At 66.3% G+C, this 26,734-nt stretch carries 22 protein-coding genes, 2 tRNA genes and 1 pseudogene; 17 read left to right on the top strand and 8 right to left on the bottom strand.

What is annotated here, in order from left to right; translation table 11 throughout:
- Positions 1-22: 22 nt before the first annotated feature.
- From hisB to G3572_RS14140, 3 genes are all read left to right on the top strand, one after another.
- Positions 23-610, top strand: coding sequence for an imidazoleglycerol-phosphate dehydratase HisB (gene hisB / locus G3572_RS14150; protein ID WP_164612983.1), 588 nt, complete (start codon positions 23-25; stop codon positions 608-610).
- A 70-nt stretch (positions 611-680) separates the two neighbouring features.
- Complete coding sequence (gene hisH / locus G3572_RS14145) at positions 681-1,319, top strand: imidazole glycerol phosphate synthase subunit HisH (protein WP_164612981.1); 639 nt, start codon at positions 681-683, stop codon at positions 1,317-1,319.
- On the top strand, positions 1,307-2,236 hold the full coding sequence (locus tag G3572_RS14140) for a glutaminase (protein ID WP_164612979.1): 930 nt from the start codon (positions 1,307-1,309) through the stop codon (positions 2,234-2,236). Before hisH ends, G3572_RS14140 begins: the two co-directional genes overlap by 13 nt.
- A gap of 17 nt (positions 2,237-2,253) precedes the next feature.
- On the opposite strand, the pseudogene G3572_RS14135 reads toward G3572_RS14140, so the two are convergent.
- A pseudogene (locus G3572_RS14135) lies at positions 2,254-2,427 on the bottom strand (Ada metal-binding domain-containing protein); the annotation flags it as partial.
- A 72-nt stretch (positions 2,428-2,499) separates the two neighbouring features.
- On the bottom strand, positions 2,500-2,895 hold the full coding sequence (locus G3572_RS14130) for a DUF2147 domain-containing protein (protein ID WP_164612976.1): 396 nt from the start codon (positions 2,893-2,895) through the stop codon (positions 2,500-2,502).
- Positions 2,896-3,035: 140 nt separating this feature from the next.
- Between G3572_RS14130 and hisA the strand changes: the two genes are divergently transcribed.
- From hisA to G3572_RS14115, 3 genes are all read left to right on the top strand, one after another.
- The gene (hisA, locus tag G3572_RS14125) at positions 3,036-3,755 is read left to right on the top strand and encodes a 1-(5-phosphoribosyl)-5-[(5-phosphoribosylamino)methylideneamino]imidazole-4-carboxamide isomerase (protein ID WP_164612974.1); all 720 of its coding nucleotides are present in this window, start codon (positions 3,036-3,038) and stop codon (positions 3,753-3,755) included.
- A 97-nt stretch (positions 3,756-3,852) separates the two neighbouring features.
- Positions 3,853-4,614 carry an imidazole glycerol phosphate synthase subunit HisF gene (hisF, locus tag G3572_RS14120; protein ID WP_164612972.1) on the top strand — a complete coding sequence of 254 codons (762 nt, stop codon included), beginning with the start codon at positions 3,853-3,855 and terminating at the stop codon, positions 4,612-4,614.
- 11 nt (positions 4,615-4,625) lie between these two features.
- Positions 4,626-4,943 carry a phosphoribosyl-ATP diphosphatase gene (locus G3572_RS14115; RefSeq protein WP_164613216.1) on the top strand — a complete coding sequence of 106 codons (318 nt, stop codon included), beginning with the start codon at positions 4,626-4,628 and terminating at the stop codon, positions 4,941-4,943.
- A 65-nt stretch (positions 4,944-5,008) separates the two neighbouring features.
- Here the strand turns inward: G3572_RS14115 and G3572_RS14110 are convergent, their stop codons facing one another.
- Both G3572_RS14110 and rlmB read right to left on the bottom strand, forming a co-directional pair.
- A complete protein-coding gene (locus tag G3572_RS14110; protein ID WP_164612970.1) occupies positions 5,009-5,434 on the bottom strand; it encodes a CoA-binding protein in 426 nt (141 codons plus the stop codon).
- A gap of 149 nt (positions 5,435-5,583) precedes the next feature.
- The gene (rlmB, locus tag G3572_RS14105) at positions 5,584-6,393 is read right to left on the bottom strand and encodes a 23S rRNA (guanosine(2251)-2'-O)-methyltransferase RlmB (RefSeq protein ID WP_164612968.1); all 810 of its coding nucleotides are present in this window, start codon (positions 6,391-6,393) and stop codon (positions 5,584-5,586) included.
- 129 nt (positions 6,394-6,522) lie between these two features.
- Here rlmB and G3572_RS14100 point away from each other — a divergent pair.
- A tRNA-Tyr gene (locus G3572_RS14100) sits at positions 6,523-6,606 on the top strand.
- 242 nt (positions 6,607-6,848) lie between these two features.
- On the opposite strand, the gene G3572_RS14095 is transcribed toward G3572_RS14100, so the two are convergent.
- Positions 6,849-6,923, bottom strand: a tRNA-Gly gene (locus G3572_RS14095).
- A gap of 164 nt (positions 6,924-7,087) precedes the next feature.
- Positions 7,088-10,549, bottom strand: a complete 3,462-nt coding sequence (locus G3572_RS14090) for a pyruvate carboxylase (RefSeq protein WP_164612966.1) — start codon at positions 10,547-10,549, stop codon at positions 7,088-7,090.
- Between the two features lie 227 nt (positions 10,550-10,776).
- Here G3572_RS14090 and G3572_RS14085 point away from each other — a divergent pair, with 227 nt between their 5' ends.
- Complete coding sequence (locus tag G3572_RS14085) at positions 10,777-13,149, top strand: ATP-dependent helicase (protein WP_164612964.1); 2,373 nt, start codon at positions 10,777-10,779, stop codon at positions 13,147-13,149.
- Here the strand turns inward: G3572_RS14085 and G3572_RS14080 are convergent.
- Entirely contained in the window at positions 13,146-14,288 is a 1,143-nt protein-coding gene (locus G3572_RS14080; RefSeq protein ID WP_164612962.1) for a benzoate/H(+) symporter BenE family transporter, read from the bottom strand. The genes G3572_RS14085 and G3572_RS14080 overlap by 4 nt on opposite strands.
- Positions 14,289-14,983: 695 nt before the next feature.
- A complete protein-coding gene (locus G3572_RS14075) occupies positions 14,984-15,199 on the bottom strand; it encodes a DUF1127 domain-containing protein (protein ID WP_198431750.1) in 216 nt (71 codons plus the stop codon).
- Positions 15,200-15,455: 256 nt separating this feature from the next.
- On the opposite strand from G3572_RS14075, the gene G3572_RS14070 reads away from it, so the two are divergent.
- The 9 genes from G3572_RS14070 (at position 15,456) to G3572_RS14030 (ending at position 26,689) form a co-directional block, all read left to right on the top strand.
- Positions 15,456-16,547, top strand: coding sequence for an Mrp/NBP35 family ATP-binding protein (locus tag G3572_RS14070; RefSeq protein ID WP_164612960.1), 1,092 nt, complete (start codon positions 15,456-15,458; stop codon positions 16,545-16,547).
- Positions 16,548-17,189: 642 nt separating this feature from the next.
- Positions 17,190-17,702, top strand: a complete 513-nt coding sequence (locus G3572_RS14065; RefSeq protein ID WP_164612958.1) for a division/cell wall cluster transcriptional repressor MraZ — start codon at positions 17,190-17,192, stop codon at positions 17,700-17,702.
- A gap of 1 nt (position 17,703) precedes the next feature.
- Positions 17,704-18,711, top strand: coding sequence for a 16S rRNA (cytosine(1402)-N(4))-methyltransferase RsmH (gene rsmH / locus G3572_RS14060; RefSeq protein WP_164612956.1), 1,008 nt, complete (start codon positions 17,704-17,706; stop codon positions 18,709-18,711).
- On the top strand, positions 18,711-19,073 hold the full coding sequence (gene ftsL, locus G3572_RS14055) for a cell division protein FtsL (RefSeq protein ID WP_164612954.1): 363 nt from the start codon (positions 18,711-18,713) through the stop codon (positions 19,071-19,073). Before rsmH ends, ftsL begins: the two co-directional genes overlap by 1 nt.
- Positions 19,070-20,863 carry a peptidoglycan D,D-transpeptidase FtsI family protein gene (locus G3572_RS14050; protein WP_164612952.1) on the top strand — a complete coding sequence of 598 codons (1,794 nt, stop codon included), beginning with the start codon at positions 19,070-19,072 and terminating at the stop codon, positions 20,861-20,863. Before ftsL ends, G3572_RS14050 begins: the two co-directional genes overlap by 4 nt.
- A gap of 11 nt (positions 20,864-20,874) precedes the next feature.
- Positions 20,875-22,356, top strand: coding sequence for a UDP-N-acetylmuramoyl-L-alanyl-D-glutamate--2,6-diaminopimelate ligase (locus G3572_RS14045; RefSeq protein WP_164612950.1), 1,482 nt, complete (start codon positions 20,875-20,877; stop codon positions 22,354-22,356).
- Positions 22,356-23,801, top strand: a complete 1,446-nt coding sequence (locus G3572_RS14040) for a UDP-N-acetylmuramoyl-tripeptide--D-alanyl-D-alanine ligase (RefSeq protein ID WP_164612947.1) — start codon at positions 22,356-22,358, stop codon at positions 23,799-23,801. Before G3572_RS14045 ends, G3572_RS14040 begins: the two co-directional genes overlap by 1 nt.
- Positions 23,802-24,884 carry a phospho-N-acetylmuramoyl-pentapeptide-transferase gene (gene mraY, locus G3572_RS14035; protein WP_164612945.1) on the top strand — a complete coding sequence of 361 codons (1,083 nt, stop codon included), beginning with the start codon at positions 23,802-23,804 and terminating at the stop codon, positions 24,882-24,884.
- Between the two features lie 8 nt (positions 24,885-24,892).
- Complete coding sequence (locus G3572_RS14030; protein WP_164612943.1) at positions 24,893-26,689, top strand: hypothetical protein; 1,797 nt, start codon at positions 24,893-24,895, stop codon at positions 26,687-26,689.
- Positions 26,690-26,734 lie beyond the last annotated feature (45 nt).

Below are 26,734 nucleotides of genomic sequence, written 5' to 3'. Positions count from 1 at the left end.
ACAGCAATCCGAGAGCCCCTTGATGCGCACAGCCGAAATCACCCGCACCACCGCCGAGACGCAGATCACCGTATCGATCAACCTCGACGGCACCGGCAAATATGATGTGACCACCGGCGTCGGCTTTTTCGACCACATGCTCGACCAGCTCGCGCGCCACTCGCTCATCGACATCACCTTGCGCGCCACCGGCGATCTGCACATCGACGATCACCACACGGTCGAGGATTGCGGCATCGCGCTGGGGCAGGCCCTCGCCAAAGCCCTTGGCGACAAGCGCGGCATCCGCCGCTTTGGCCACTTCGCCCTCGCGATGGACGACAGCCAGATCGCCTGCGCCCTCGACCTCTCGGCGCGGCCCTTCCTCGTCTGGAACGTCGATTTCCCGACCGCCAAGATCGGCACCTTTGACACCGAACTGGTGCGCGAATTCTTCCAGGCCCTTGCCACGCATGGCGGGATCACCCTGCATGTCGACCGCACCCACGGGTTCAACAGCCACCACATCGCCGAGGCGACCTTCAAATCGGTTGCCCGCGCGCTGCGCATGGCGGTGGAGCCCGATCCGCGCATGGCAGGCGAGCTTCCTTCCACCAAGGGCGCGCTCTAACCCGTTTTCCGTCTTCAAATATCCCCGCCGGAGGCTCCCCCAGCCCCGCCGGGCGCAAGGGTCCAGAACCATGCTCACCGTCCTCGTCGACTATGACAGCGGCAACCTGCACTCCGCCGAGAAGGCCTTCCAGCGCATGGCGGCCGAAACCGGCGGCGGTGACATCCTCGTCACCTCCCGCCCCGAGGACGTGGCCCGCGCCGACCGGATCGTGCTGCCCGGCGACGGGGCCTTTCCGGCCTGCCGCCGCGCGCTCGGCGATGTGGGCGGCCTGTTCGAGGCCATCGAAGAGGCGGTCACCCGCAAGGCCCGCCCGTTCCTCGGAATCTGCGTCGGCATGCAGATGATGGCGACCTGGGGCCGCGAATATTCGGACACGCGGGGCTTTGACTGGGTGGGCGGCGAGGTCGTTCGCATCACCCCCGCCGATCCTGCGCTCAAGGTGCCGCATATGGGCTGGAACGATCTGGTGATCGACCATCCGCATCCGGTGCTTTCGGGCATCGGAACCGGCGATCACGCCTATTTCGTCCACTCCTACCATTTCCGCGTCGCCGATCCGGCACAGCGCCTTGCCCATGTCGATTACGCGGGCGATGTCACCGCGATCATCGGGCGCGGCACGATGGTCGGCACCCAGTTCCACCCCGAGAAATCGCAGGCCACCGGTCTGCGCCTCATCGCAAACTTCCTGCAATGGAATCCCTGAGCCCCGCCGCGCTGCAATCCATTCTCGATGACATCGCCGCCGCGATGGCGCAGCGCAGCGATCGTGGCCAGCCTGCCAGCTACATCCCCGAACTGGGCCGCGTCAGCCCACAGCACTTCGGCATCGCGCTCTGCCTGCCCGGCGGGCAGACGCTCCTGGCGGGCGAGGCCACCACCCGCTTCTCGATCCAGTCGATCTCGAAGGTCTTTACCCTTGCCATCGCGCTCGGCCGCCTCGGCGATGACCTGTGGCAGCGCGTCGGGCGCGAACCCTCCGGCGCTGCCTTCAACTCCATCGTCTCGCTCGAGCATGATCAGGGCATCCCCCGGAACCCCTTCATCAATGCCGGCGCCATCGCGGTGACCGATGCCATCCTCGAAGGCTTGCAGCCGCGTGATGTGCTGGCCGAACTGCTGCGCTTCCTGCGCGTGGCCGCCGGGGACGAGGACATCCACATCGACAAGACCGTCGCCGCCTCCGAGCGCGCCCATGCCCATCGCAACACCGCTCTGGCCGAATTCATGGCCGCACATGGCAATCTGCGCAATCCCGCCGCGCTCACCATCGGCACCTATTGCCACCAATGCGCGGTGGAGATGACCTGCGTGCAACTCGCCCGCGCAGGGCGCTTTCTGGCGGGCCTGCCCGCCGCACCGCGCCTCGTCTCACCCGCCCGCGTCCGCCGCATCAATGCGCTCATGCTCACCTGCGGCCATTACGATGCCTCGGGCGATTTCGCCTATCGGGTCGGCCTGCCGGGAAAATCCGGCGTCGGCGGCGGCATCCTCGCCATCGCTCCCGGCCGCGCCAGCATCGCCGTCTGGTCGCCGGGTCTCGACGCGCAAGGCAATTCCAGACTGGGGGCAGAGGCGATGGAACACCTCGCCCGCGCCACCGGATGGTCTGTCTTCGGCTGACCGCCACAGCGCTTGCAAGGCCGATATCCCGCTGCCTGCGCCGCCGCCGGGCTGTCAAACAGCCGCACGTTGCGGCGCAGCGGCGGCGGCGCGGGGCAACCGAAGCCGCAGAAAATCCCCGTGGTGATCACGGCGTAAATCCCGTGCCGTGGCTGGCGCCCGCGCAGATCGGCCCACTCTTCGGCTGTCATGCTTCCCTCCCCAAACCAAAGCGCGGCCAAGGTTGCCCCTGACCGCGCCGGAATGCGACCCGAAAGCTGCGCTTACTTGATCTTCTTCCAATCCTGCTTGGAACAGATCAGTCCGCCCGCGACACAGCCCGAAAGCTTCATCGCCGTGCCGTTGACCGCGATCTTGCCCATGTAGATCTTGTTGTTCGACGGCCGCCACACCTTGCCCTCGTAGGCCCCGCCGCCCTTGGCCGCCATGTCGCGCACCAGTTGTTTGCCAAGGTTCTCCGACTTGTATTCCGCCCCCGCCTTGAAGGTCTTGACGATGGTGCCGCAGAAATTGGCCCCGCAAGGCGCGATCTGCACATGGGCATAGGCCCCGTCATCTTCCTGCGTCTGCCACAAGCCGACGATCGGCTCGGCAAAAGCCGTTCCGGCACACATCACAAGGGCGGCGGCCATCGCCACCTGTTTCGCGAATCTGTTCATATCTGGGCTCCTCCCTGAAGCGTGCGCGATCATCCGCATGCCGCCCGCGCCCGTGCAAGCATGACGTCGGGTCGCGGCCCCCTTGGCATCGCAGGCCCGCCGTGCCAAAGGGGGGCAAACCCCTGTCAAAGGTGCGCGCCATGATCCTCTATCCCGCCATCGACCTGAAAGACGGCCAATGCGTCCGCCTCCTGCGCGGCGAGATGTCCGCCGCCACGGTGTTCGGCGACGACCCCGCCGCGCAGGCCGCCAAGTTCGAGGCGGCAGGCTGCGACTGGCTGCATCTTGTCGACCTCAACGGCGCCTTCGCAGGACAGCCCGTCAACGCGGCAGCGGTCGAGGCGATCCTTGCCCGCATCAAGGTGCCCGCGCAACTGGGCGGCGGCATCCGCGACATGGCCACCATCGAGATGTGGCTCTCCAAGGGCCTCGCCCGCGTGATCCTCGGCACTGTCGCCGTCGAAAACCCCGCTCTGGTGCGCGAGGCATCCCGCGCCTTTCCCGGCAAGGTCGCGGTCGGCATCGACGCTCGCAAGGGCTTTGTCGCCACCAAGGGCTGGGCCACCGAAACCACGGTGCAGGCCACCGACCTCGCCCGCAGCTTCGAAGATGCCGGCGTCGCCGCGATCATCTACACCGACATCGACCGCGATGGCGCCATGCAGGGCCCCAACATCGAGGCGACCGAGGCGCTCGCCCGCGCCGTCTCGATCCCCGTCATCGCCAGCGGCGGTGTTAGCCGCATGGAAGACCTCGTCGCGCTGCGCGACACCGGCGTCATCGCCGGTGCCATCTCGGGCCGCGCCCTCTACGATGGGGCCATCGACCTTGCCACCGCCCTCGCGGCGCTCAAGGCCTGACCATTTTCTGTCCGAGAGTATCCTGGGGGGTGCGCGCAGCGCGAAGGGGGGCAACGCCCCCCTTTCCCCGCCCCGCCACACGCGCTAGGGTCCGAGCATGCTGAAAACCCGTATCATCCCCTGCCTTGATGTCGCCGATGGCCGCGTGGTCAAGGGCGTCAACTTCGTCAACCTGATCGACGCGGGCGATCCGGTCGCCGCCGCCCGCGCCTATGATGCCGCCGGCGCGGACGAGCTGACCTTCCTCGACATCCACGCCACCCATGAAAACCGCGGCACCATGTTCGATCTGGTCACCCGCACCGCCGAGCAATGCTTCATGCCCCTCACCGTGGGGGGCGGGGTGCGCACGCATCACGACGTGCGCGCGCTCCTCCTCGCAGGGGCCGACAAGGTCAGCTTCAACTCCGCCGCCGTTGCCAACCCCGATGTGGTGGCCGAAGCCGCCGACCGCTTCGGCAGCCAGTGCATCGTGGTGGCGATCGATGCCAAGACCGTCGCCCCCGGCAAATGGGAGATCTTCACCCACGGCGGGCGCAAACCCACCGGCATCGACGCGGTCGACTTCGCCCGCACCGTCGCCGCCAAGGGGGCGGGCGAGATCCTTCTCACCTCGATGGACCGTGACGGCACCAAGGGCGGCTACAACCTGCCCCTCACCCGCGCCATCGCCGATGCCGTCAGCATCCCCGTCATCGCCTCGGGCGGTGTCGGCACGCTCGACCACCTCGTCGAAGGCGTGACCGAAGGCCATGCCTCTGCCGTTCTCGCCGCCTCCATCTTCCACTTCGGCACCTTCACCATCGCCGAGGCCAAGGCCCATATGGCCGCCGCCGGCATCCCGGTGCGGCTGACATGACCAAGGCCGATATGACCCACACGCTCGACCGTCTCGCCGCCACCATCGCCGTCCGCAAGGGCGCCGACCCCGAGTCGAGCTGGACCGCCAAGCTGCTGGCCAAAGGCCCCGAAAAATGCGCCGAGAAATTCGGGGAAGAGGCAATCGAGGCCATCATCGAGGCGGTCAGGGGCGACCGCGCCAGACTGGCCTCGGAGGCGGCAGACGTGCTCTACCACCTTCTGGTGATGCTGGCTGCACGCGACGTGGCCCTGGCCGACGTGCTGGCCGAACTGGATCGCCGCGAGGGGCAGTCCGGCATCTCCGAAAAGGCCGCTCGGCGGCCCTGACGGGCCTTCTCGCTCACCAGCCCCACGCAGGCCCGCGCCCGATGAGCGCCGCCGACCGGCGTGCCCTAACCCAGTCCGAGGCGCGGGATTTCGATGGCCGGGCAGCGATTCATCACCGCCGCCACCCCGCGCGCCTCGGCCCGCGCCGCCGCTGCGGCATCCTCGACACCCAGTTGCATCCACACGCAGGTCAGATCGGGAAACCGCGCCAGCGCCTCGTCCACCACCGCGCCCGCCTCCTCGCTGCGCCGGAAGATGTCCACCATGTCCACCGGCCCCTCGATTTCGGCCAGACTGCCGCGCACCACCTCGCCCAGGGCCGTCTGTCCCGCCTGTCCGGGGTTGACCGGAATCACCCGGTAGCCACGGGCCGCCAGATAGGCCGCCACACGGTGGCTCGGGCGGTCAGGCTTCGGGGACCAGCCCACCAGCGCAATCGTGCGGCAGCGGGTCAGAATCGCGCGCAGCCGCGCATCTTCGGCATCGGTCATCGGCTCACCTCAAAGAAAACCGCAAAGAAAAAGGCGCCGCGGGTGAACCCCGGGCGCCAGGTGTGGAACGAGGGACAGTGAATAAGAGACGGGAGTTCCGGCCCGTGCCTCCTCATCCTCACATAAGAAGTTTAAGCCCGCCTTAAAGTTCATGTCGCGCTTTTGTGATGCAGCCGCTGGCTTGCCGCATAAAGCGACACCGCCGCCGCGTTTGAAACGTTCAGGCTGCCAAAGGCTCCGGCAAAGGGAATCCGCGCCAGATGATCGCAGGTCTCGCGCGTCCGCTCCCGCAGGCCCGGCCCCTCGGCCCCCAGCACCAGCGCCACGGGCCGTCCGTTCGCAAGGTCCAGTGCGCCCTCCAGCGACTGCTCCGCCTCTCCGGCAAGCCCGATCAGGATATAGCCCATATCGCGCAACTCCTGCATCGCATCCGCCAGATTGCCCACCCGCAGATAGGGCTGGCGTTCCAGCGCGCCGCTCGCGGTCTTGGCCAGCGCCCCGGTTTCCGGTGCCGAATGGTGGCGCGGCGCGATCACCGCGCGCGCGCCGAACACTTCGGCGCTGCGCAGCACCGCGCCCACGTTATGCGGGTCGGTCACCCTGTCCAGCAACACCACCAGCGGCAGGCCCTCGCCCGAGATCGCCACATCGGGCAGCTTGCCCCAGTTCAGCGCCCGCACCTCCAGCGCCGCGCCCTGATGCACCGATCCCTCGTCGATCGGCACGTCAAAGCGGCGCGGATCGGCGATTTCCGGCGTCATCCCCGACTCGGCCACCGCCGCCTCCAGCTTGTCCAGCGCGTTCTTGGTCAGCACCAGCCGCAGCTTCTCGCGTGCCGGATTGACCAGCGCATCACGCACCGCGTGCAGGCCGAACAGCCAGACCGTCTCTTTGGCTTCGGCCCGCTTGCCGCGTTCCTTGTCGATCACCCATGTCGGTTTGGTGGTTCCGGTCTTCATGCTGCAGCCCATTGTTTCTGGCCCCGCAGAATGCGGCGGGGCAGGGGGGATGCGCAAGCCGAAACTCTTGGCACAACCATGCATTCGGCGCTTGACGCCCCCCCGCGCCTTGGGTATTCCGCCCCCGTCGGGTGACGAGCTGCAAGGTGCGGCAGCGGACTGTAACTCCGCCGGGGAGACCCATGCCTGGTTCGATTCCAGGGTCACCCACCATCCCTTCCGGATGGGGACCGACACAAGGAAAGCCGCCTCCGGGCGGCTTTTTCTTTTTCTCCCGCAGCGTCACGCCCCGCGCCCAAAGCCATCCGCGCCGCGTCCGCAATACGCGGCCACGCGGTCGCCACCCGCACCTGCGCAGCGCTTCGCCGCCCCCTGCAAGGCCGAAACCGTCATCATCAAAGCCAAAGGGGGGAAATGAAAAAGGGCAGCCGAAGCTGCCCTCTTACAGACCGAAATGGAGCGGGCGAGGCGATTCGAACGCCCGACCCTAACCTTGGCAAGGTTATGCTCTACCCCTGAGCTACGCCCGCACCGTTTCGGTAAGCGGTGATTTAGGGGAAGCCGCGGGTGCCCGCAAGAGGAAAATGCATGGGCCGTGCGCTTTTTTTCCGCCGCCCGGACAGGCCATCCGAAAAGCCCAACAAAAAAAGCCCCGGCGCGGGGCCGGAGCTTTCAAGCATTTGTAAAATGGCGCTTATTCCAGCTCGATCAGCAGGTCCTTGGCGTCGATCTGGCTGCCCGCATGGACATGCAGCGCCTTGACGGTCGCCTCGCGGTCGGCGTGCAGCCCCGTCTCCATCTTCATCGCCTCGATGGTCAGCAGCAGATCGCCCGCGCGCACCTTTTGCCCCACGCTCACCGTCACGCTGGCAATCGATCCGGGCATCGGCGCGCCGACATGGGCGGGGTTGCCCTCGGCCGCCTTGGGGCGTGCGGCGGTCTTGGCCTTCACCGCGCGGTTCGGCACGCGGATCACCCGTGGCTGGCCGTTCAGCTCGAAGAACACCTTCACATCCCCGTCTTCCGAAACATCGCCCACCGCCTGCAGCCGGATTTCCAGCGTCTTGCCGGGGTCGATCTCGGCGGCAATCTCCTCGCCCGAGGTCATGCCGTAAAAGAAAGTCCGCGTCGGCAGCACCCGCACCGGCCCGTACAGGCGATGGCGGGCGCGGTAATCCATGAAGACCTTGGGATACATCAGGTAGCCGTTCAGGTCTTCCTCATCCAGCATCTCGCCATCGGCCTCGTCCTGCCCCAGATGCAGCTCCTGCGCCAGCTTGGCCCGCACTTCATCCAGATCGACGGGCGGCAGCGTCTTGCCCGGCCGCTCGGTCAAGGGGGCCTCTCCCTTGAGCACCTTTTTCAGGATGCCCTCGGGCCAGCCGCCATGCGGTTGGCCCAGATTGCCCTTGAGCATATCGACCACCGAGTCGGGGAAGGCCACATCCACCGCAGGGTCTTCCACCTGCGCGCGGGTCAGCCCCTGCGCCACCATCATCAGCGCCATGTCGCCGACCACCTTTGAGGATGGCGTGACCTTCACGATATCGCCGAACATCTGGTTGGCATCGGCATAGGCCTGCGCCACCTCGGGCCAGCGATCCTCAAGGCCCAGGGACCGCGCCTGCGCCTTCAGGTTGGTGAACTGCCCGCCCGGCATTTCGTGCAGATAAACCTCCGACGCCGGGGCAGGGGTGCCGGATTCAAAGGCCGCATATTGCGCGCGCACCTGCTCCCAATAGTTGGAAATCTCGCGGATCGCCGCGATGTCGAGCCCTGTGTCGCGGTCGGTATGGCGCAGCGCCTCGACGATAGAGCCGATGCAGGGCTGCGAGGTGCCGCCCGAGAACGCATCCATCGCCGCATCCACCGCATCGACGCCTGCATCGCAGGCGGCCAGCACCGTGGCCGCCGCCGCGCCCGAGGTGTCATGCGTGTGGAAATGCACCGGCAGCCCCACCTCCTGCTTCAGCGTCTTGACCAGAACCCGCGCCGCCGCAGGCTTCAGAAGCCCCGCCATATCCTTGAGCCCGAGGATATGCGCCCCTGCCGCCTTCAGCTCCAGCGCGCGCTCGACATAGTATTTCAGGTCATACTTCGACCGCGCCGGATCGAGCAGATCGCCGGTATAGCATATGGTGCCTTCGCAAACCTTGTTCGCCTCCAGCACGGCATCCATCGCCACCCGCATGTTTTCCACCCAGTTGAGCGAATCGAACACGCGGAACACATCGACGCCGGTTTCGGCGGCCTGTTTCACGAAACTCTGCACCACATTGTCAGGGTAATTCGTGTATCCCACCCCGTTGCTGGCGCGCAGCAGCATCTGCGTCATCAGGTTCGGCATCGCCGCGCGCAGATCGCGCAGCCGCTGCCACGGACATTCTTGCAAGAAGCGGTAGGCCACATCGAATGTGGCCCCGCCCCAGCACTCCACGCTGAACAGTTGCGGCAGATGGGCGGCATAGGCGGGCGCCACCTTGATCATGTCGATCGACCGCATCCGCGTCGCCAGCAGCGACTGGTGGCCATCGCGCATGGTGGTGTCGGTCAGCAGCACCTTCTTCTGCGCCTTCATCCAGTCGGCCACCGCCTGCGGCCCCTTCTGCTCCAGCAGGTTGCGGGTGCCCATCGCGGGCTCGGCGCGCAGCTTGGGGGCCTTGGGGGCCTTGGCCTCGGCGGGCGGCTTGGGGCGGCCTGCGGTTTCGGGATGCCCGTTCACCGTGATGTCGGCGATATAGGTCAGGATCTTCGTCGCGCGGTCGCGCCGCTTGCGGAAGGCGAACAGATCGGGCGTCGTGTCGATGAACTTGGTGGTGTAGCTGTCATCGAGGAAGGTCGGGTGCTTCAGGAGGTTGATGACGAACTCGATATTCGTCGCCACCCCCCGGATGCGGAATTCGCGCAAGGCGCGGTCCATCCGCGAAATCGCCTTCTCGGGGGTCTGGGCATGGGCCGTCACCTTGACCAGAAGCGAATCGTAATAGCGCGTGATGACGCCCCCCGCATAGGCGGTGCCGCCATCCAGCCGGATGCCGTTGCCGGTGGCGCTGCGATAGGCGGTCAGGCGCCCGTAATCGGGGATGAAGTTGTTCAGCGGGTCTTCGGTCGTCACGCGGCACTGCAGCGCATGGCCGTTCAGCCGCACCTCGGCCTGTGACGCGACGCCCGTCGCTTCGGCCAGCGTCTTGCCCTCGGCAATCAGGATCTGCGCCTGCACGATGTCGATGCCCGTCACCTCTTCGGTCACGGTATGCTCCACCTGCACGCGCGGGTTCACTTCGATGAAGTAGAACTTGCCCGAGTCCATATCCATCAGGAACTCGACCGTGCCGGCACATTCGTAATTCACATGGGCGCAGATCTTGCGGCCCATCTCGCAGACCTCGGCGCGCTGCGCTTCGGTCAGGTAGGGGGCAGGGGCGCGCTCCACCACCTTCTGGTTGCGGCGCTGCACGGTGCAGTCCCGCTCCCACAGATGGTAGATCTCGCCATGCTTGTCGCCAAGGATCTGCACCTCGACATGCCGCGCGCGCAGGATCATCTTTTCCAGATAGCCCTCGCCATTGCCAAAGGCCGCCTCGGCCTCGCGCCGCCCTTCGCGCACCTTGGCCTCCAGCTCGTCTTCCGACATGATCGGACGCATCCCGCGCCCGCCGCCGCCCCATGACGCCTTGAGCATCAAGGGATAGCCCACCGCCTTGGCCTCGGCCTTGATCGCGGCCATGTCCTCGCCCAGCACCTCTGTCGCCGGAATCACCGGCACTCCGGCTTCCATCGCCACCCGCCGCGCGCTGGCCTTGTCGCCAAGCGCACGCATCGTCTCGGCGCGCGGCCCGATGAAGATGATTCCGGCCTGATCGCAGGCATCGACGAAATCGGGGTTCTCGGACAGCAAGCCATAGCCGGGGTGTATCGCATCGGCCCCGCACATCTTGGCCACGCGGATGATTTCGGGGATCGACAGATAGGCCCCGACGGGGGACAGCCCCTCGCCGATCCGGTAGGCTTCATCCGCCTTGAAACGGTGCAGGCTCAGCTTGTCTTCCTCGGCAAAGACCGCCACCGTCTTCTTGCCCATCTCGTTCGCCGCCCGCATCACGCGGATTGCGATTTCCCCCCGGTTGGCGACAAGAATCTTGCTGAACTCGGGCATTGTCTACTCCTCAAAGACATGGCGTCGGCGCGGCATCGGCGCGGCAATCCGCCTCACTCTATTGTTGCCGCACTGCAGCGCAAGGGCGCTCTGATGCCAAACTGCAAAGTTTGCGAAATATGCAGGCCGATCTTTGCACCTGCGAAATCCCGCCTTTCCTCGGGGAAAATGTGAACAAGTCACGAACAGACGCTTTTCATCCCCCCAATCCGGCGTATAAATGACCCATGAACACCTGGGATGAAAATGATGCCTTCGAGGCCGCCGCCGCACCTGCCGTGCCGCTGTCGCAGCGGGCAATGGCCGCGCGCCCCGCGCCCTATCTCGATGATCTGAACCCCGCGCAGCGCGCCGCGGTCGAGGCGCTGGACGGCCCCGTCCTGATGCTCGCGGGCGCAGGCACGGGCAAGACCAAGGCGCTGACCAGCCGCATCGTGCATCTTCTGCACACGGGCCGCGCCCGCCCCAATGAAATCCTGTCGGTCACCTTCACCAACAAGGCCGCGCGCGAGATGAAAGAGCGTGTCGGCCGCCTGCTGGGACAGGTGGCCGAAGGCATGCCGTGGCTCGGCACCTTCCACTCGCTTTCGGTCAAAATCCTGCGCCGTCATGCGGAACTGGCGGGGCTGAAACCCAATTTCACCATTCTGGACACCGACGACCAGATCCGCCTGCTCAAGCAACTCATCGCCGCCGCCAACATCGATGAAAAGCGTTGGCCCGCCCGCATGCTTGCCGGCATGATCGACGGCTGGAAGAACCGCGCGCTCACGCCCATGAACGTGCCGTCGGCCGAAGCTTCGGGCTTCAACAACATGGGGACCGAACTTTACGCCGCCTATCAGGACCGCCTGCGCACCCTGAACGCCACCGATTTCGGCGACCTCTTGCTGCACTGCGTCACCATCTTTCAGGCGCATCCCGATGTGCTGGGCCAGTATCAGCGCTGGTTCCGCTATATCCTTGTCGACGAATACCAGGACACCAACATCTGCCAATACCTCTGGCTGCGGCTTCTGGCGCAATCGCACAAGAACATCTGCTGCGTGGGTGATGACGACCAGTCCATCTACGGCTGGCGCGGGGCCGAGGTGGGCAATATCCTGCGCTTCGAAAAGGACTTTCCCGGCGCAACCGTCGTGCGGCTGGAACAGAATTACCGCTCCACCGCCCATATCCTCGCCGCCGCCTCCGGCGTCATCGCGGCCAACAAGGGCCGCCTTGGCAAGACCCTGTGGACAGCGGGCGAGGCGGGGGAAAAGGTGCGCCTCATCGGTCATTGGGATGGCGAGGAAGAGGCAAGGTGGATCGGCGAAGAGGCCGAGGCGCTGCAACGCGGCACCCGCGGGCTCGATCCCGTCAGCCTTGACCATCAGGCGATTCTGGTCCGCGCCAGCCACCAGATGCGCGCCTTCGAGGACCGTTTCCTCACCATCGGTCTGCCTTACCGCGTGATCGGCGGCCCGCGATTCTACGAACGGCAGGAAATCCGCGACGCGATGGCCTATTTCCGCCTTGCCGTGTCCCCCGAAGACGATCTCGCCTTCGAACGCATCGTCAACACCCCCAAGCGGGGCCTCGGTGACAAGGCGCAAGGCGAAATCCAGCGCCTTGCCCGCGCGGCCGAAGTGCCGCTTCTGGATGGCGCGCGCGAGGCGGTGGCCAAGGGCATCATCGGCGGCAAGGGCGGCGGGCAACTGCGCCAGTTTGTCGAAGGCGTCGACCGCTGGCATCAGGCCACGCTGCGCCCCGATTACAACCATATCGCATTGGCCGAGACGATTCTCGACGAATCGGGCTACACCGCCATGTGGCAGAACGACAAGACGCCCGAAGCCCCGGGGCGGCTCGACAACCTCAAGGAACTCGTGAAGGCGCTCGAACAGTTCGACAACCTGCAAGGCTTCCTCGAACACGTCAGCCTCATCATGGACAACGAAACCGAAGAGGCGTCCGAAAAGATCTCGATCATGACCCTGCACGCCGCCAAGGGCCTCGAATTTCCCGTGGTGTTCCTGCCGGGCTGGGAGGACGGTCTGTTCCCCAGCCAGCGCAGCATGGACGAATCGGGCTTGAAAGGGGTGGAGGAAGAACGCCGCCTTGCCTATGTCGGCATCACGCGGGCCGAAACGCTCTGCACCATCTCTTTCGCGTCCAACCGCCGCGTCTATGGCCAGTGGCAATCGCAACTTCCCAGCCGCTTCATCGACGAACTGCCCGCCGACCATGTCGAGGTGCTGACGCCCCCCGGTCTTTATGGCGGCGGCTTCGGCGCGGCGGCCTCTGTCGGCTTTGGCTCCGGTCTGGAAGAGCGGGTGTCAAAGGCCGATGTCTACAACTCCCCCGGCTGGCGCCGCCTGCAAGGCGCAAGCCAGCGCCCCGTGCATCAGCCGCGCGAAACCCGCCACCTGACCATCGACGCCGAGGCGATTTCCGCCTTCAGCATCGGGGACCGCGTGTTTCACCAGAAATTCGGCTACGGGCGCGTGTCGGGCATCGAAGGCGACAAACTCGATGTCGATTTCGACCATACCGGCCTGAAAAAGCTGGTCGCCCGCTTCGTCATACCCGCCGATCAGGTCGATGACGTGCCGTTCTAGGCCCGCGCCCGCTCCAGCCCGTAAACGACCAGTCCGGCGACCAGACCCCAGAACGCCGCTCCGACGCCGAACACCGCCACCCCCGATCCGCCCACCGCCAGCGTGATCGTGGCGGCAAAACGGGTCTGCGGCGCGGCAAAGGCCCCCGTCAGCGCCCCCATAAGCGGACCCAGCAGCGCCAGGGCCACCAGCGCCGCCATCACCTGCGGCGGCAGCGCGGCCAGCAAGGCCAGAATCGCGGGCGAACTCAGGCCAAGCACCACCCAGACGCCCGCATAGGCAAGCCCCACCTTCCAGCGCTGCGCGCGGTCGGGATGCACGTCATCGCCCATGCAGATCGCCGCCGTGATCGCCGCCATGTTCACCGTATGCGCCCCGAACAGCGCCGACACCGCCGAAAGCCCCCCCGTCACCGCCAGCGCCCGCGACACCGGCGGCTCATAGCCCGCCGCCCGCATCACCGCGAACCCCGGCAGGTTCTGGCTCGCCATCGTCACCAGATACAGCGGCACGCCCAAGCCGAGCAGCACCCCCAGATCCCATTCGGGCAGCACCGGCACAGGGGCAGGCATCGGCACTGCCAGCGCAGGCAGCACCGCCGCCCCGCCGCCAAAGGCCAGCGCCAGCCCCGCCGCCAGTGCCGCCAGAACCGCAAGCGCAGGATTCCACAGCCGCACCAGCGCAAAGACCGCCACCATCGGCATGACCAATCCCGGCGCCGCCTCTGCCGCCCCGGCCCCGCGCAGACAAAAGGGCAGCAGCACCCCCGCCAGCATCGCCGCCGCGATCCCGTCGGGAATCGACGCGACCAGCCGCCCGAGGGGGCGCACCGCCGCCGTCAGCGCCACCAGCGCACCCGCCAGCACAAAGGCCCCGACCGCCTGCGGCAGCGTGACCCCCGTGGTCGCCGCAATCAGCGCAGCGCCCGGTGTCGACCATGCCAGAACCACCGGCACCCGGTTCCACACCGACAGCCAGGCCGAGCCCGCCGCCTTGGCCAGCGACACCGCCAGCACCCAGCTCGCCGTCTGCCCCGCATCCGCGCCCACCGCCGCCGCCGCCGCCAGCACCAGCGCAATGGTGGACCCATAGCCGACAAGCGCAGCGACAAGGGCTGCTGAGATCAAGGAAATCTGCATGATGCTCCCGCTCTGGCGCGGCTGTTCCGGCGCAACCGGCACCCGCAGGCCCCGAACAATCCCAAGTCCCGCGCGACTGCAAGCCCCGAAAATGAAAACGGCGACGCCCAGGGAGGAGGAGGGGCGCCGCCGCATCATTCACGACCAACCCCAGGGAGGAGGAGGGGGCCGGCCTATCCGGGAACCCGCGCCCCGGGGAGGAGGAGGGGGCGGAGGTTCCGACTTTCAGTCCAGCCCCAGGGAGGAGGAGGGGGCGGAACCGAAGGGGTCTGAGGGTGCAACCCTCGTATTTCGGGCGCGGCGACCCCAGGGAGGAGGAGGGGGCCGCCGCTGATCCGACCGGCTCAGGGAGGAGGAGGAGCCGTTCGAACTGTGGTGAGGGGTGGACCCCTCGGATTTCGGGCGCGGCGACCCCAGGGAGGAGGAGGGGGCCGCCGCTGATCCGAGCGGCTCAGGGAGGAGGAGGAGCCGTTCGAACTGTGGTGAGGGGTGAACCCCTCGAATGATCCGCGGCACCCTCAGGGAGGAGGAGAAGGGTGCCGCTGTTCCGAAAAGCCCCGGGGAGGAGGAGGGGCTTCCCGTATCAGATAGGAGCGCTTGCTCCGGTTTAAAGGGCGTCGGTATCAGGGAGGAGGACGATACCGACGCTTTTGCTACAGACCCCGGGGAGGAGGAGAGGGGCCTCGCAAAGAAACTTACTTGCCGTAGGCCGCTTCGTTTGCAACACGGGTGATCATGCTGCGGTGAATGCCAAGGTCTGCCAGTTCGCGGTTCGACAGCGCCTGCAGTTCGCGGACGGTCTGTTTGAACACCCGGCGACGCTCAAGGCCAACGCGAATGGATTTCACGATGGCCGCCGCCCGGTCAGCAATGCCGTAAGACGCGGCACGCGAGGAGTTTACATAAGCCATGATACTCTAGCCTCTTGGTTCGATTGCGGTTGCAGCGTTCTGCCGCGTTGTTAGGGGTAACATGGGGCAAATGCTGCAACTGCACAATACGCCCTTCGCGCAATGCCGCCATGCAGCAACCGCATGGCTGACTGTCACAGAAACGTCATTAATTACAGCGCCTTCGCGCAAAATTTGAGCGTTTGGTCAAGCAAACCTTGAGCTTTCGGTCAAACATCGCAACTGTGCCGCAACGACAGGCAAAAGGAAAACAAAGATGGGTGTGTCGCAACGTGAAGTCATGGCGGCTCTGGCGTCCGTCAAGCTGCCCGAAGGCGGTGATCTGGTCTCGCAAGACATGATCCGCGCCCTTTCGATTGACGAATCGGCGGGCGGTGCCAGCGTCCGTTTCGTGATCGAGGCCCCGACGCCCGAGGTCGCCCGCATCGTCGCGCCCTTGCAGCCGCAGGCCGAAGCTGCCGTGCGGGCCATTGCGGGCGTCGCCTCGGTGCAGGCCGTCACCACCGCGCATGGCCCCGCCGCCAAACCGGCAGCCCCTGCGCCCAGCCTCAAGATCGGCCAGCACCCGACCCCGCATCAGGGCGGGCCGCAAAAGCTGGCGGGCATCGACCGCATCATCGCCATCGGCTCGGGCAAGGGCGGGGTGGGCAAATCCACCGTGTCATCGAACCTCGCCGTCGCCCTCGCCCGTCAGGGCCGCCGCGTCGGCCTGCTGGACGCCGATATATACGGCCCCAGCCAGCCGCGCATGATGGGCGTCAACCGCCGCCCCGGCAGCCCCGATGGAAAAATCATCGAACCGCTCACCGCGCATGGCGTCACCATGATGTCCCTCGGCCTCATGCTCAAGGACGACGAGGCGGTGATCTGGCGCGGCCCTATGATCATGGGGGCCTTGCAGCAACTGCTGACGCAGGTGGCATGGGGCCAGCTCGATGTGCTGCTCATCGACCTGCCCCCCGGCACGGGCGATATCCAGCTTACCCTGTGCCAGCGCACCCAGTTGACCGGGGCCATCGTCGTCAGCACGCCGCAGGATGTGGCGCTGCTCGATGCGCGCAAGGCGCTTGATATGTTCCTCAAGCTCAAAACGCCGGTTCTCGGGCTGATCGAGAACATGTCCACCTTCTGCTGCCCCAATTGCGGCCACGAGACGCAGATCTTCGGTCATGGCGGGGTGCGCGCCGATGCCGAACGGCTCGATCTGCCCTTTCTGGGAGAGCTTCCGCTTACCCTCGCCGTGCGTCAGGCAGGCGACAGCGGCACCCCTATCGCGGCCACCGATGCCCCCGAGGCCGAGGCCTATGCCCGCCTTGCCCATCGCCTGATCGCGGGGGGCATGGCCTGACGCGGCGGGATTGGCCGGGATCGGGCGGGAAAGGGCGTTCACGGCGAATCACGCAAATGGGAATTTCTGGGAAATCCGGGTGATCGGCCCGGATTTCTGCATTTCTGGCCCATGTGCCTGTTGCAAAAGTGCAATTGTCTCGCCGTCTTTTGCGGCCTGACCGCCCCGGCACGGGAAACTCTGGGAATAAATCCGGGTCACTACATATAGCGTTCACGGCGCTGTGATCGCTGGTTTTCCGCTGTATTTTGATTTCTCCGACCCCTAGATGATGTTTCGGATCGGGCCGGAAAACCAAATCTGCCCGCCTTCGCCCGAAATTTCCCGTTGCTTCCCAGATGATCCCATGTCATCCCTACACCATCGAAACGGGCAGTACGGAAAGCAGCGGCAGCTCAAGACCGCAAACAGGCGAAACAGTCAGGCTTCATACAGGCAAACCCGTTTAGACAAACAGAGATCCGGCGCGCGAGCGAGCAGACATCTCCCCCAGGTGGCGCGCGTAGCTGGACGCCCAGCGATGGGACAGGCGGCGGATCGAGCAGTGGCAGCAGCTCGGTCCTCCGTTCCCGTTTCTGGCCCAAGGATTTGGCCCCTTCGGGGCCGGCAGAATGGAAAGGGACGGGCGCAAGCTCAGCAATTATGTCGGACATGTTTCGCGGTGAATACTACCAGAAGGTAGATTCGAAAGTTCGGGTCCTGATCCCGGCACCGTTTCGGCGTGTTCTCGACGCTGGCGACACCCGCACCGCCGAAAGCCCCCGCACCCGCATGATCATCGTCTACGGCGGCAAGAACCGACAGTTCTGCGACTGCTATTCGATGGCAGGTGCCGATGCTCTGGCGCGCTGGGTCGAAACCATCCCGCTGGGCAGCAAGGACCGCATCAAGGCCGAACGTGACCTCATCACGCGCTCGGCCACGGTGGAAATCGACGACGATGGCCGCATCGTGCTTCCTGGTCCGGTCCGTGAAAAGCTGGGCCTCACCCCCGAGATGATCAAGGACGGTGTCGAGGCTGCGCTTGCTGGCGCGACCGACCGCTTTTCGCTCTGGCGCGGCGATGTCTACCGCGACATGTTCGGCGATGATGACGATGAAGACGACGGTGAAGATGCCCTTGCGGTGGTTGGCCGTTACCCAAAGGTAGGGTGAGATGGCACAGACCGGCGATCAGGATCAGGGTCGCGCCCCCCATATCCCGGTGCTGTTGCGCCCGATCCTCGAGCTTTGCGCCCCGATCTCGGGCCTCTGGCTTGACGGCACTTTCGGGGCAGGGGGCTATGCCCGCGCGCTTCTGGACGCAGGGGCGGATGTGATCGGCGTCGACCGCGACCCGCTGGCGCTGCAAATGGCACAAGGCTGGCGCGCCACCTATGGCGACCGTCTGACACTGGTGGCAGGCACCTTCTCGAACCTCGACCAGTATGCGCCGCAGCCGCTCGATGGCGTGGTGCTCGACCTTGGCGTCAGCTCGATGCAGCTCGATCAGGCCGAGCGCGGGTTTTCCTTCATGAAGGATGGCCCGCTCGACATGCGCATGTCGCAAGATGGCCCCTCCGCTGCCGATCTGGTCAACACCGCCGATGAATCGCGGCTCGCCGACATCCTCTATCATTACGGCGAGGAACGCGCCTCGCGCCGCATCGCCCGCGCCATCGTCGACCACCGCAGCCGCGCCCCGATCGAAAGCACCCTGCAACTGGCCGAGATCGTCGCCCGCTGCCTGCCGCGCCCGAAACCGGGGCAAAGCCACCCCGCCACCCGCAGCTTTCAGGCCATCCGCATCGCGGTGAACACCGAATTCACCGAACTGGCCGAGGGGCTGATGGCCGCCGAACGTGCGCTCAAACCCGGCGGCCTTCTGGCCGTGGTCAGCTTCCACAGCCTCGAAGACCGTATCGTCAAACGCTTCTTCCAACTGGCTTCGGGCAGCGAATCCAACGCCAACCGCTATGCCCCGCAAACCGCGCTCAACACCGCGCGCTTTGATCTGGTCACCAAGCGCGCCGTCGGCCCCGACGAGCGCGAGCTGGAAGAGAACCCCCGCGCGCGCTCGGCCAAGCTGCGCATCGGGCGCCGCACCGCCGCGCCCGCCCAAAACCTCGATCCCGCCGCGCTCGGCCTGCCCGAGCCACCGCCCCAGAAGAAAGGACGCCGCTGATGCGCCCCGTCATCTATGTTCTGTCCTTCATCGCCGTGCTCGGCCTTGGGTTCTGGGCCTACCGTGAACATTACGACACCCGTCAGGCCCTGCGCGATGTCTCCCGGCTCAATTCGGAAATCGCGGGCCTGCGCGAGGCGCTTGCGCTGCAACGCGCCGAATGGGCCTATCTCAACCGCCCCGACCGCCTGCGCGAACTCGCGTCGCTCAACTTCGAACGGCTTGGCCTGATGCCGCTGGAGCCGTCGCAATTCGGCGATGCCGCCAACCTCTCCTATCCGGCGGTGGATGAATTCTTTGGCGACATCAACAATTCGGTCATGGTCAATGGCCAGCTGAACCCCGAGGAGGAACCGCTATGACCCGCACCCCCCTCCGTCCGCTGGCCCGCATCCTCAAGGCCCGCGCCCAAGGCGAAAACCCCGATGTGATCGAGCGCGAAAACCTGCGGCTGCGCCACGAACAGATGCGCGACGCCGCCCGCTCGCGCGCCGAAGTGCGCCTGCTGATCCTCGGCTTCTCCTTCTTTCTCGCCTTTTCCGCCATCGGCGTTCGCATGGGCGTCCTGTCGGCCACCGAAGCGGCCGAGCCGCGCTCTTTCGCCTCCGGCGCCGAGATCCTTGCCCAACGCGCCGACATCACCGACCGCAACGGCCGCGTTCTGGCCACCAACATGCTCACCCACGCGCTCTATGCGCACCCCAAGGACATGGTGGACCCGGCCCGCGTCGCCAAGGAACTGGCCGCCATCTTCCCCGAGATGAAGGCCGACGACCTGACCCGCCGCTTCACCGACGGGCGCAGCTTCATCTGGCTGCGCAAGGTGCTCAGCCCCGAACAGATGCAGCAGGTGCATGAAATCGGCGATCCGGGCCTGCTGTTCGGCCCGCGCGAGATGCGGCTCTATCCCAATGGCACCTTGGCCGCACATATCCTTGGCGGTTCGTCCTTCGGGGTCGAGGGCGTCCATTCCGCCGAAGTCATCGGCACCGCCGGAATCGAGCGGGCCATGGATGCCCGCCTGCGCGATCCGGCGCTTTCGGCCACGCCGCTCGAACTTTCGGTCGACCTGACGGTGCAGGCGGCGGTCGAGGAAATCCTTGGCGCGGGCGTCACCATGCTGAACGCCAAGGGCGGCGCCGCGATCATCATGGATGTGAAGACGGGCGAGATCCTGTCGCTGGCCTCGCTGCCCTCCTTCGATCCCAACAACCGCCCCAATCCGGTGCTCCCCAAGGATGCCGAACCGGGTGACAGCCCGCTGTTCAACCGCGCGGTGCAGGGGGTCTATGAACTCGGCTCCACCTTCAAGATCTTCGCCACCGCGCAAGCGATGGAACTGGGCCTCGTCGGCCCCGATACGCTGGTCGATGCCAATGCCCCGATGCAATGGGGCAAGCACCGCATCCGCGAATTCCAGAACAAGAACTACGGCCCCCTTGCCACGGTGACCGATGTCATCGTGAAATCCTCCAACGTCGGCACCGCCCGCCTTGCCCTGCAGATCGGAGGTCTGCGGCAACAGGAATTCCTCAAATCGCTCGGCTTCTTCGACCCCACCCCGATCGAGTTGACCGAGGCGCCGGGGGCCAAGCCCCTGCTGCCCGCCCGCTGGCCCGACATCGTGACCATCACCACCTCTTACGGGCACGGCATGTCGGCCAGCCCGCTGCACCTTGCCGCCGCCTATGCGACCATCGCCAACGGGGGAATCACCGTCAAGCCGACCCTGCTCAAGCAAAGCGGTCCGCAGGCGGGCGTGCGGGTGATGCGCGAAGAGGTGGCCGATGCCTCGGTCGAAATGCTGCGTCAGGTGGTGACGCGCGGCACCGCCAGTCTGGCCGAGGTTCCGGGCTACGAGGTCGCGGGCAAGACCGGCACCGCCGACAAGCCCCGCCGCACGGGGGGCTATTACAAAGACAAGGTGATCAACACCTTCGCCTCGGTCTTCCCCGCCTCGGACCCGCGCTATGTGGTGCTCGTCACGCTCGACGAACCTGTCGAAACCTCGGGCACCGAGCCGCGCCGCACCGCAGGCTGGACCGCCGTTCCGGTCGCTGCCGAGATCACCCGCCGCATTGCGCCCCTGCTGGGCATTCGGCCAGTGGTTGAAGCCCCCCCCGCCGATAGGCTAACAGCCGTTCGGAACTGAAGGGAAATGACATGGCACCGCACCCGGCGACTCGCCGCGCCACTCTGGCAGAGCTTGGGCTGACCCCAAGGGCAGGGGCGAACCCTGCAATCACCGGCCTTACGGCAGACAGCCGGGCGGTGCAGCCCGGCTTTCTCTTTGCCGCGCTGCCGGGCAGCCGCCTGCACGGCGCGGCCTTTGCCGCCACCGCCATCGCCCAAGGGGCCGCCGCCATCCTGACCGATGCCGAAGGCATGCGCGCCTTGCCGCAGGGACCGACACCCGTTGTCGTGGTGCAGGACGCGCGCGAGGCCTTTGCCCGCGCGGCCTCGCTCTGGTTCGGTGCGCAGCCCGCCCGCATGGTCGCCGTGACCGGCACCAACGGCAAGACCAGCGTGGCCACCTTCACCCGCCAGATCTGGGAGGCGCTCGACCACGCCGCCATCAACATCGGCACCACGGGGGTAGAGGGCGCATGGACCGCGCCTTCGTCCCACACCACCCCCGATGCGCTGACCCTGCACGGCATGCTGGCGGCTGCCGCAGGGGCGGGCGTGACCCACGGCGCGATGGAGGCGTCGTCCCACGGCCTCGACCAGCGCCGGATGGATGGCGTGCGCCTCTGCGCGGCAGGTTTCACCAACCTCACGCAGGACCATCTGGATTATCACGGCACGATGGAGGCTTACCTTGCCGCCAAGGCCGCGCTGTTCACCCGCCTCCTCCCCGATGATGCGATTGCCGTGGTCAACCTGAACGGCGCGCACGGGTCCGAGATCGTGGAACTCTGCCTCGACCGTGGCCTGCCCACCATGACCATCGGCCACGGGCAGGGGGCCGACCTGCGCCTCTTGTCACAACGCTATGACGCCACCGGACAGGACCTGCGCTTTTCATGGCAGGGCAAGCCCCATATGGCCCGCCTCAACCTCGTGGGCGGCTTTCAGGCCGAGAATGTGGCGCTTGCGGCGGGCCTCGCCATTGCCTCGGGCGACGACCCCGAGGCGGTTTTTGCCACCCTGCCCAAGCTCACCGGTGTGCGCGGACGGATGCAACTGGCCGCCACCCGCACCAATGGCGCGGCGGTCTATGTCGACTACGCCCATACGCCCGACGCGATTGAAACCGCGCTCAAGGCGCTGCGCCCGCATGTGATGGGCCGCATCGTGATTGTCTTTGGCGCGGGCGGCGACCGCGACACTACGAAACGCCCGCTGATGGGGGCCGCCGCCGCCGCCCATGCCGATGTGCTGTTCGTGACAGATGACAACCCCCGATCCGAAGATCCCGCTGCCATCCGCGCCGCGATCATGGCGGCCTGCCCCGAGGCAACCGAAGTCGGCGACCGCGCCGAAGCCATCCTGCGCGGCGTCGATGCGCTGCAACCCGGCGATGCGCTGCTCATCGCGGGCAAGGGCCACGAAACCGGCCAGACCATCGCGGGGCAGGTCTATCCCTTTGACGATGTCGAACAGGCCAGCGTGGCCGTAGCCGCCCTTGACGGAGTGATCTGATGCCTGCATCCCTCTGGACCTCTGCCGATGCCGTCGCCGCGACGGGGGGGCAGACCACCGCCGCTTGGACGGCGCAGGGCGTGTCGATCGACACCCGCACGCTGCGCCCCGGCGATCTGTTCATCGCGCTCAAGGATGTGCGCGACGGGCATGATTTCGTGGCACAGGCGCTGGAAAAGGGGGCCGCCGCCGCCCTCGTCTCGCGCCGCCCCGAAGGCGTCGCCGCCGACGCACCACTGCTGATCGTGCCGGATGTGCTGCGCGCGCTCGAACAGCTTGGCACCTTCGCCCGCGCCCGCACCCGCGCCAAGGTGGTCGGCGTCACCGGATCGGTCGGCAAGACCAGCACCAAGGAAATGCTGCGCGCCATCCTCGGCGGGCAAGGCACGGTCCATGCCGCCGAAGCCAGCTACAACAACCATTGGGGCGTGCCGCTCACACTGGCGCGGATGCCCGCCGACGCCGATTTCGCCGTGATCGAGATCGGCATGAACCACCCCGGCGAAATCGCGCCCCTCTCGCGCATGGCGGCCCCGCATGTGGTGATGATCACCACCGTCGCCGCCGCGCATCTGGAAGCCTTCGAAAGCATCGAAGGCATCGCCCATGAAAAGGCCTCCATCATCGACGGTCTGGTGCCGGGCGGCACCGCGATCCTGAACGCCGACCTGCCCACCACCCCCATCCTGACCGCCAAGGCCGCCGCCACCGGTGCCAGCGCCGCCCTCTTCGGCACCGCCGACGCCGCCGGGTATCACCTCGACCACGCCGATCTGGCCGAAGACGCCACCGTCGTCCGCGCCACCTGCATGGGCCGCCCCGTCCTGTTCAAGGTCCGCACCCCCGGCAGGCATTTCGCCCTGAACGCGCTCGGCGCGCTCGCCGTGGCCGATGCGCTCGGCTGCGATCCCGCGCTCAGCGCCTGCGACATCGGCAACTGGCTCCCCCCGCAAGGGCGCGGCACCCGCGAAACCATCCAGCTCGACCGCGTCGAGGAAACCAGCTTCCAGCTCATCGACGATGCCTTCAACGCCAACCCCGCCTCGATGGCCGCCAGCCTCGATGTGCTCATCGCCGCCCGGCCCGAAAACGGCGTCGGCCGCGTGGGGCAGGGCCGCCGCATCGCCATTCTGGGCGACATGCTGGAACTCGGCCCCACCGAAACCGCGCTCCACGCGGCCATCGCCCGCCATCCGGGCCTGTCGGCCATCCACACCATCCATTGCGTCGGCCCGCGCATGCGCGCCCTGCACGCCGCCCTGCCGCGCAAACAGCAGGGGGAATGGGTCGAAACCGCAGCCGAACTTGCCCCCCATGCCCGCCAGCTGGTGGATGCAGGCGATATTGTTCTCGTCAAGGGCTCCAAAGGATCAAAGGTCAGCCTTGTTGTTGACGCCTTGCGCAAAATGGGCCAAGGCAGCGCCCCAACAGAAGGGACCGCGTAAATGTTGTATCTGCTGACCGAGTTCTCTGCCGGAGGGGATTTCTTCAACCTCTTCCGCTACATCACCTTCCGCGCCGGTGGTGCCTTCCTGACCGCGCTGATCTTCGGCTTCCTCTTCGGCCAGCCGCTCATCAACATCCTGCGCCGCAAGCAGGGCAAGGGCCAGCCCATCCGCGACGACGGCCCGGCCACCCATTTCGCCAAGGCCGGCACCCCGACGATGGGCGGCCTCCTGATCCTCTCGGCGCTTCTGGTCTCGACCCTCCTCTGGGCGCGGCTCGACAACCCCTATGTCTGGATCGTGATGCTGGTCACCATCGCCTTCGGCCTGATCGGCTTTGCCGATGACTATGCCAAGGTCACCAAGCAGAACACCAAGGGCGTCTCCAGCCGCGTGCGCTTTACCGCCGGTCTGCTGATCGCGGTTCTGGCCACCTTTGCCGCAAGCAGCTTCCACCCGCCGGAACTGACCAACCAGCTGGCCTTTCCCTTCCTGAAGGACCTCCTGCTGAACCTGTCCTACTTCTTCATCCCCTTCGGCATGATCGTGATCGTCGGTGCCGCCAATGCGGTGAACCTGACCGACGGGCTCGACGGCCTTGCCATCATGCCGGTGATGATCGCCGCAGGCACGCTGGGCGTGATCGCCTATGTGGTGGGCAACTTCAATTACACCCAATACCTCGGCGTCCACTTCGTGCCCGGCACGGGTGAGCTTCTGATCTTCTGCGCCGCCCTCTTCGGCGGCGGCATGGGCTTTTTGTGGTATAACGCCCCCCCTGCCGCCGTGTTCATGGGCGACACCGGCAGCCTCGCCCTTGGCGGCGCGCTCGGCGCCATCGCCGTCTGCACCAAGCATGAAATCGTGCTCGCCATCGTCGGCGGCCTCTTCGTGGTCGAGGCACTCAGCGTCATCATCCAGGTGCTCTACTTCAAACGCACCGGCAAACGCGTGTTCCTCATGGCCCCGATCCACCACCATTTCGAGAAAAAGGGCTGGGCCGAGCCGCAGATCGTCATCCGCTTCTGGATCATCAGCCTGATCCTCGCCCTGATCGGGCTGGCCACGCTCAAGGTAAGGTAAGCCGCAAGATGCAGGCCAGAAAGCTCCTGATATACAGCGGGCTTCTGGTCCTGCTGATCATCCTCGCCTCTTTCGTTTTCGCCACCATCCTCGTCTGGGTCCGGCTCCTGTCCGATGATCCGCTCTCCTCGGGCGACTCGGCGGCCTATCCGCTGCTGCAATCGACGGTCGGGCTGGCCATCTCGGCAGTTGCGTCCTCGGTGGCCCTCCTGCTCGCCCTGCGCTCGGTGCAATCGGCGGAAAAAGAGCGCACCATCGCGCTGCTCGACATCTACCAGCCCGAGATCACCGCGCTGGTCGAGGAAGCCAACGCGCTGCAAGACCGCCTGCGCGATGTGGTCCTTGCCATGCGCGCCACCGCCCTTGCTGGCGCACACCTCACCCGCGCGCGGCTCTTCGAGGATTATCGCCGCGACAGGGTGCCGGGCGATGCGCTGCGCGCCGTTCTGGCCGCGCGCAAGGCGCGCGCCATCGATGCGCACCGTGCCGCCTGCGGAAAAGACCCCGACCCCGAAGACCTGCCCGAACACATCGCCTTGGCCGATGATCCGGATGATTACTTCGGCGAGGTGATCTACCGCTTGCCCGGCTTTGACCGCGCGGCCTTTGCCGAGCAGCAGCGGGCAGGCTTCGGCCATGTCCCGTATTGGCCGCAAGAGCAGAAACTGACCGATGAGCAGCTTTCCGTTCCGGCCGCAGCCCAGACCTTCGACGCCTCTCTGGATACCCTTCGCCGTGAACTGGAAGGCTTCGTCACCGACGTGACCTCGCCCCGCTCGGGCCTGTTGCACACTGTCCTGTCGCGGCGCTTTGCGGGCCTTGTCACCGGCCCCTTTGCCCCGCTGGGGGCGCATCTGGCACAGCCTGTCAACCGGCAGGACAGTGTCGCACAACAGGATGGCACCGTCTGGCCAGTGCCTGACCTTGCTGCCGAAGGCTATCACGCCCTGACCCGAGTGCCGGCACTGTTCGGGCGCCATCTGCCGCTTGCCTTCCTGCGCAGCGCCGATATGCCGGACGCGCTCTTGCCGGCCGATGCCTTGCCCGATGCCTGCTTTCACAGCCGCCTGCGCATCCTCGATGTCACCAAGACCGAGGGCGAGGCGGCAGCGCTGCGCGGCTTTCCCCTGCGCGGCCCCGCCACGCCCGAGGCTCTGGGTCTGCTGCTCGGTCGGTTCCTGCCCTGCATCACCCATTTCAAGGTCGCGCAGCCCACCAGCATCCTGATGATGCAGGCCGATCGTCATTTCCATGACAGTCCCGGCCTTGATGATCTGTCTGCGGACGAGATTGCCGCGATGTATCCCGCCGATCTGGCCGAGAGCGCCGGTGATGACCTGCCACCGGAAACGCCGGACGAATGGGTCAGCCGGATGCAGCGCGACGGACTCGTGCCGCCCGAAGACGATTTTCCCGCGGAGGCAAGCCCGTTCATGCCGCCCCCCGAGGAAGACAGCCACCATTCGCCCGCCTTCTACCGCCACATCGACCATTACCCTGATGACGACGAGGCCTGCGCCTTCTCTCCGGTCTTTGTCTGGGTGATCCCGCTTCTGGTCCGTCTGATCTCGCCCATCGGCGTCTTGCGCGAACTGACGGACGCGATGGCCGATCTGGATCTTGACGGCGATCTGCTCCAGCGTCACCTGCGCCTCCAGATGCTGCGGCTTTACAGCTATGAGGCCTTCGGCGACCCCTCCAGTGCGCCAGTCCCCGTGCCGGACCGCCTCGGCCATTGGGCGGCAGAGCGCGCAAGGGCCAACCCGGCGCGCGATCTGTGGGACGACAGGCCGGCAAGGTCTTAACAAGCCGTAAATTCGCACGGCTAACCCATTGAAATTGCACAGACC

The sequence above is a fragment of the Pseudotabrizicola algicola genome (assembly GCF_010915705.1).
GTDB classification, from domain to species: Bacteria; Pseudomonadota; Alphaproteobacteria; order Rhodobacterales; family Rhodobacteraceae; genus Pseudotabrizicola; species Pseudotabrizicola algicola.
Note: the sequence above shows the minus strand (reverse complement) of the source record. Positions and strands in the feature narration are given on the sequence as shown.

Excerpts from the sequence above, each read along its gene's own strand:
- G3572_RS14130 (WP_164612976.1), bottom strand. The coding sequence starts at position 2,895 with ATGAACAGATTCGCGAAACAGGTGGCGATGGCCGCCGCCCTTGTGATG.
- G3572_RS14085 (WP_164612964.1), top strand. The coding sequence starts at position 10,777 with ATGAACACCTGGGATGAAAATGATGCCTTCGAGGCCGCCGCCGCACCT.
- hisB (WP_164612983.1), top strand. The coding sequence starts at position 23 with ATGCGCACAGCCGAAATCACCCGCACCACCGCCGAGACGCAGATCACC.
- ftsL (WP_164612954.1), top strand. The coding sequence starts at position 18,711 with ATGCGCCCCGTCATCTATGTTCTGTCCTTCATCGCCGTGCTCGGCCTT.
- G3572_RS14050 (WP_164612952.1), top strand. The coding sequence starts at position 19,070 with ATGACCCGCACCCCCCTCCGTCCGCTGGCCCGCATCCTCAAGGCCCGC.
- mraY (WP_164612945.1), top strand. The coding sequence starts at position 23,802 with ATGTTGTATCTGCTGACCGAGTTCTCTGCCGGAGGGGATTTCTTCAAC.
- G3572_RS14070 (WP_164612960.1), top strand. The coding sequence starts at position 15,456 with ATGGGTGTGTCGCAACGTGAAGTCATGGCGGCTCTGGCGTCCGTCAAG.
- G3572_RS14140 (WP_164612979.1), top strand. The coding sequence starts at position 1,307 with ATGGAATCCCTGAGCCCCGCCGCGCTGCAATCCATTCTCGATGACATC.
- G3572_RS14075 (WP_198431750.1), bottom strand. The coding sequence starts at position 15,199 with ATGGCTTATGTAAACTCCTCGCGTGCCGCGTCTTACGGCATTGCTGAC.
- hisA (WP_164612974.1), top strand. The coding sequence starts at position 3,036 with ATGATCCTCTATCCCGCCATCGACCTGAAAGACGGCCAATGCGTCCGC.
- G3572_RS14080 (WP_164612962.1), bottom strand. The coding sequence starts at position 14,288 with ATGCAGATTTCCTTGATCTCAGCAGCCCTTGTCGCTGCGCTTGTCGGC.
- G3572_RS14065 (WP_164612958.1), top strand. The coding sequence starts at position 17,190 with ATGTCGGACATGTTTCGCGGTGAATACTACCAGAAGGTAGATTCGAAA.
- rsmH (WP_164612956.1), top strand. The coding sequence starts at position 17,704 with ATGGCACAGACCGGCGATCAGGATCAGGGTCGCGCCCCCCATATCCCG.
- rlmB (WP_164612968.1), bottom strand. The coding sequence starts at position 6,393 with ATGAAGACCGGAACCACCAAACCGACATGGGTGATCGACAAGGAACGC.
- G3572_RS14090 (WP_164612966.1), bottom strand. The coding sequence starts at position 10,549 with ATGCCCGAGTTCAGCAAGATTCTTGTCGCCAACCGGGGGGAAATCGCA.
- G3572_RS14030 (WP_164612943.1), top strand. The coding sequence starts at position 24,893 with ATGCAGGCCAGAAAGCTCCTGATATACAGCGGGCTTCTGGTCCTGCTG.
- hisH (WP_164612981.1), top strand. The coding sequence starts at position 681 with ATGCTCACCGTCCTCGTCGACTATGACAGCGGCAACCTGCACTCCGCC.
- G3572_RS14110 (WP_164612970.1), bottom strand. The coding sequence starts at position 5,434 with ATGACCGATGCCGAAGATGCGCGGCTGCGCGCGATTCTGACCCGCTGC.
- G3572_RS14045 (WP_164612950.1), top strand. The coding sequence starts at position 20,875 with ATGGCACCGCACCCGGCGACTCGCCGCGCCACTCTGGCAGAGCTTGGG.
- hisF (WP_164612972.1), top strand. The coding sequence starts at position 3,853 with ATGCTGAAAACCCGTATCATCCCCTGCCTTGATGTCGCCGATGGCCGC.
- G3572_RS14040 (WP_164612947.1), top strand. The coding sequence starts at position 22,356 with ATGCCTGCATCCCTCTGGACCTCTGCCGATGCCGTCGCCGCGACGGGG.
- G3572_RS14115 (WP_164613216.1), top strand. The coding sequence starts at position 4,626 with ATGACCCACACGCTCGACCGTCTCGCCGCCACCATCGCCGTCCGCAAG.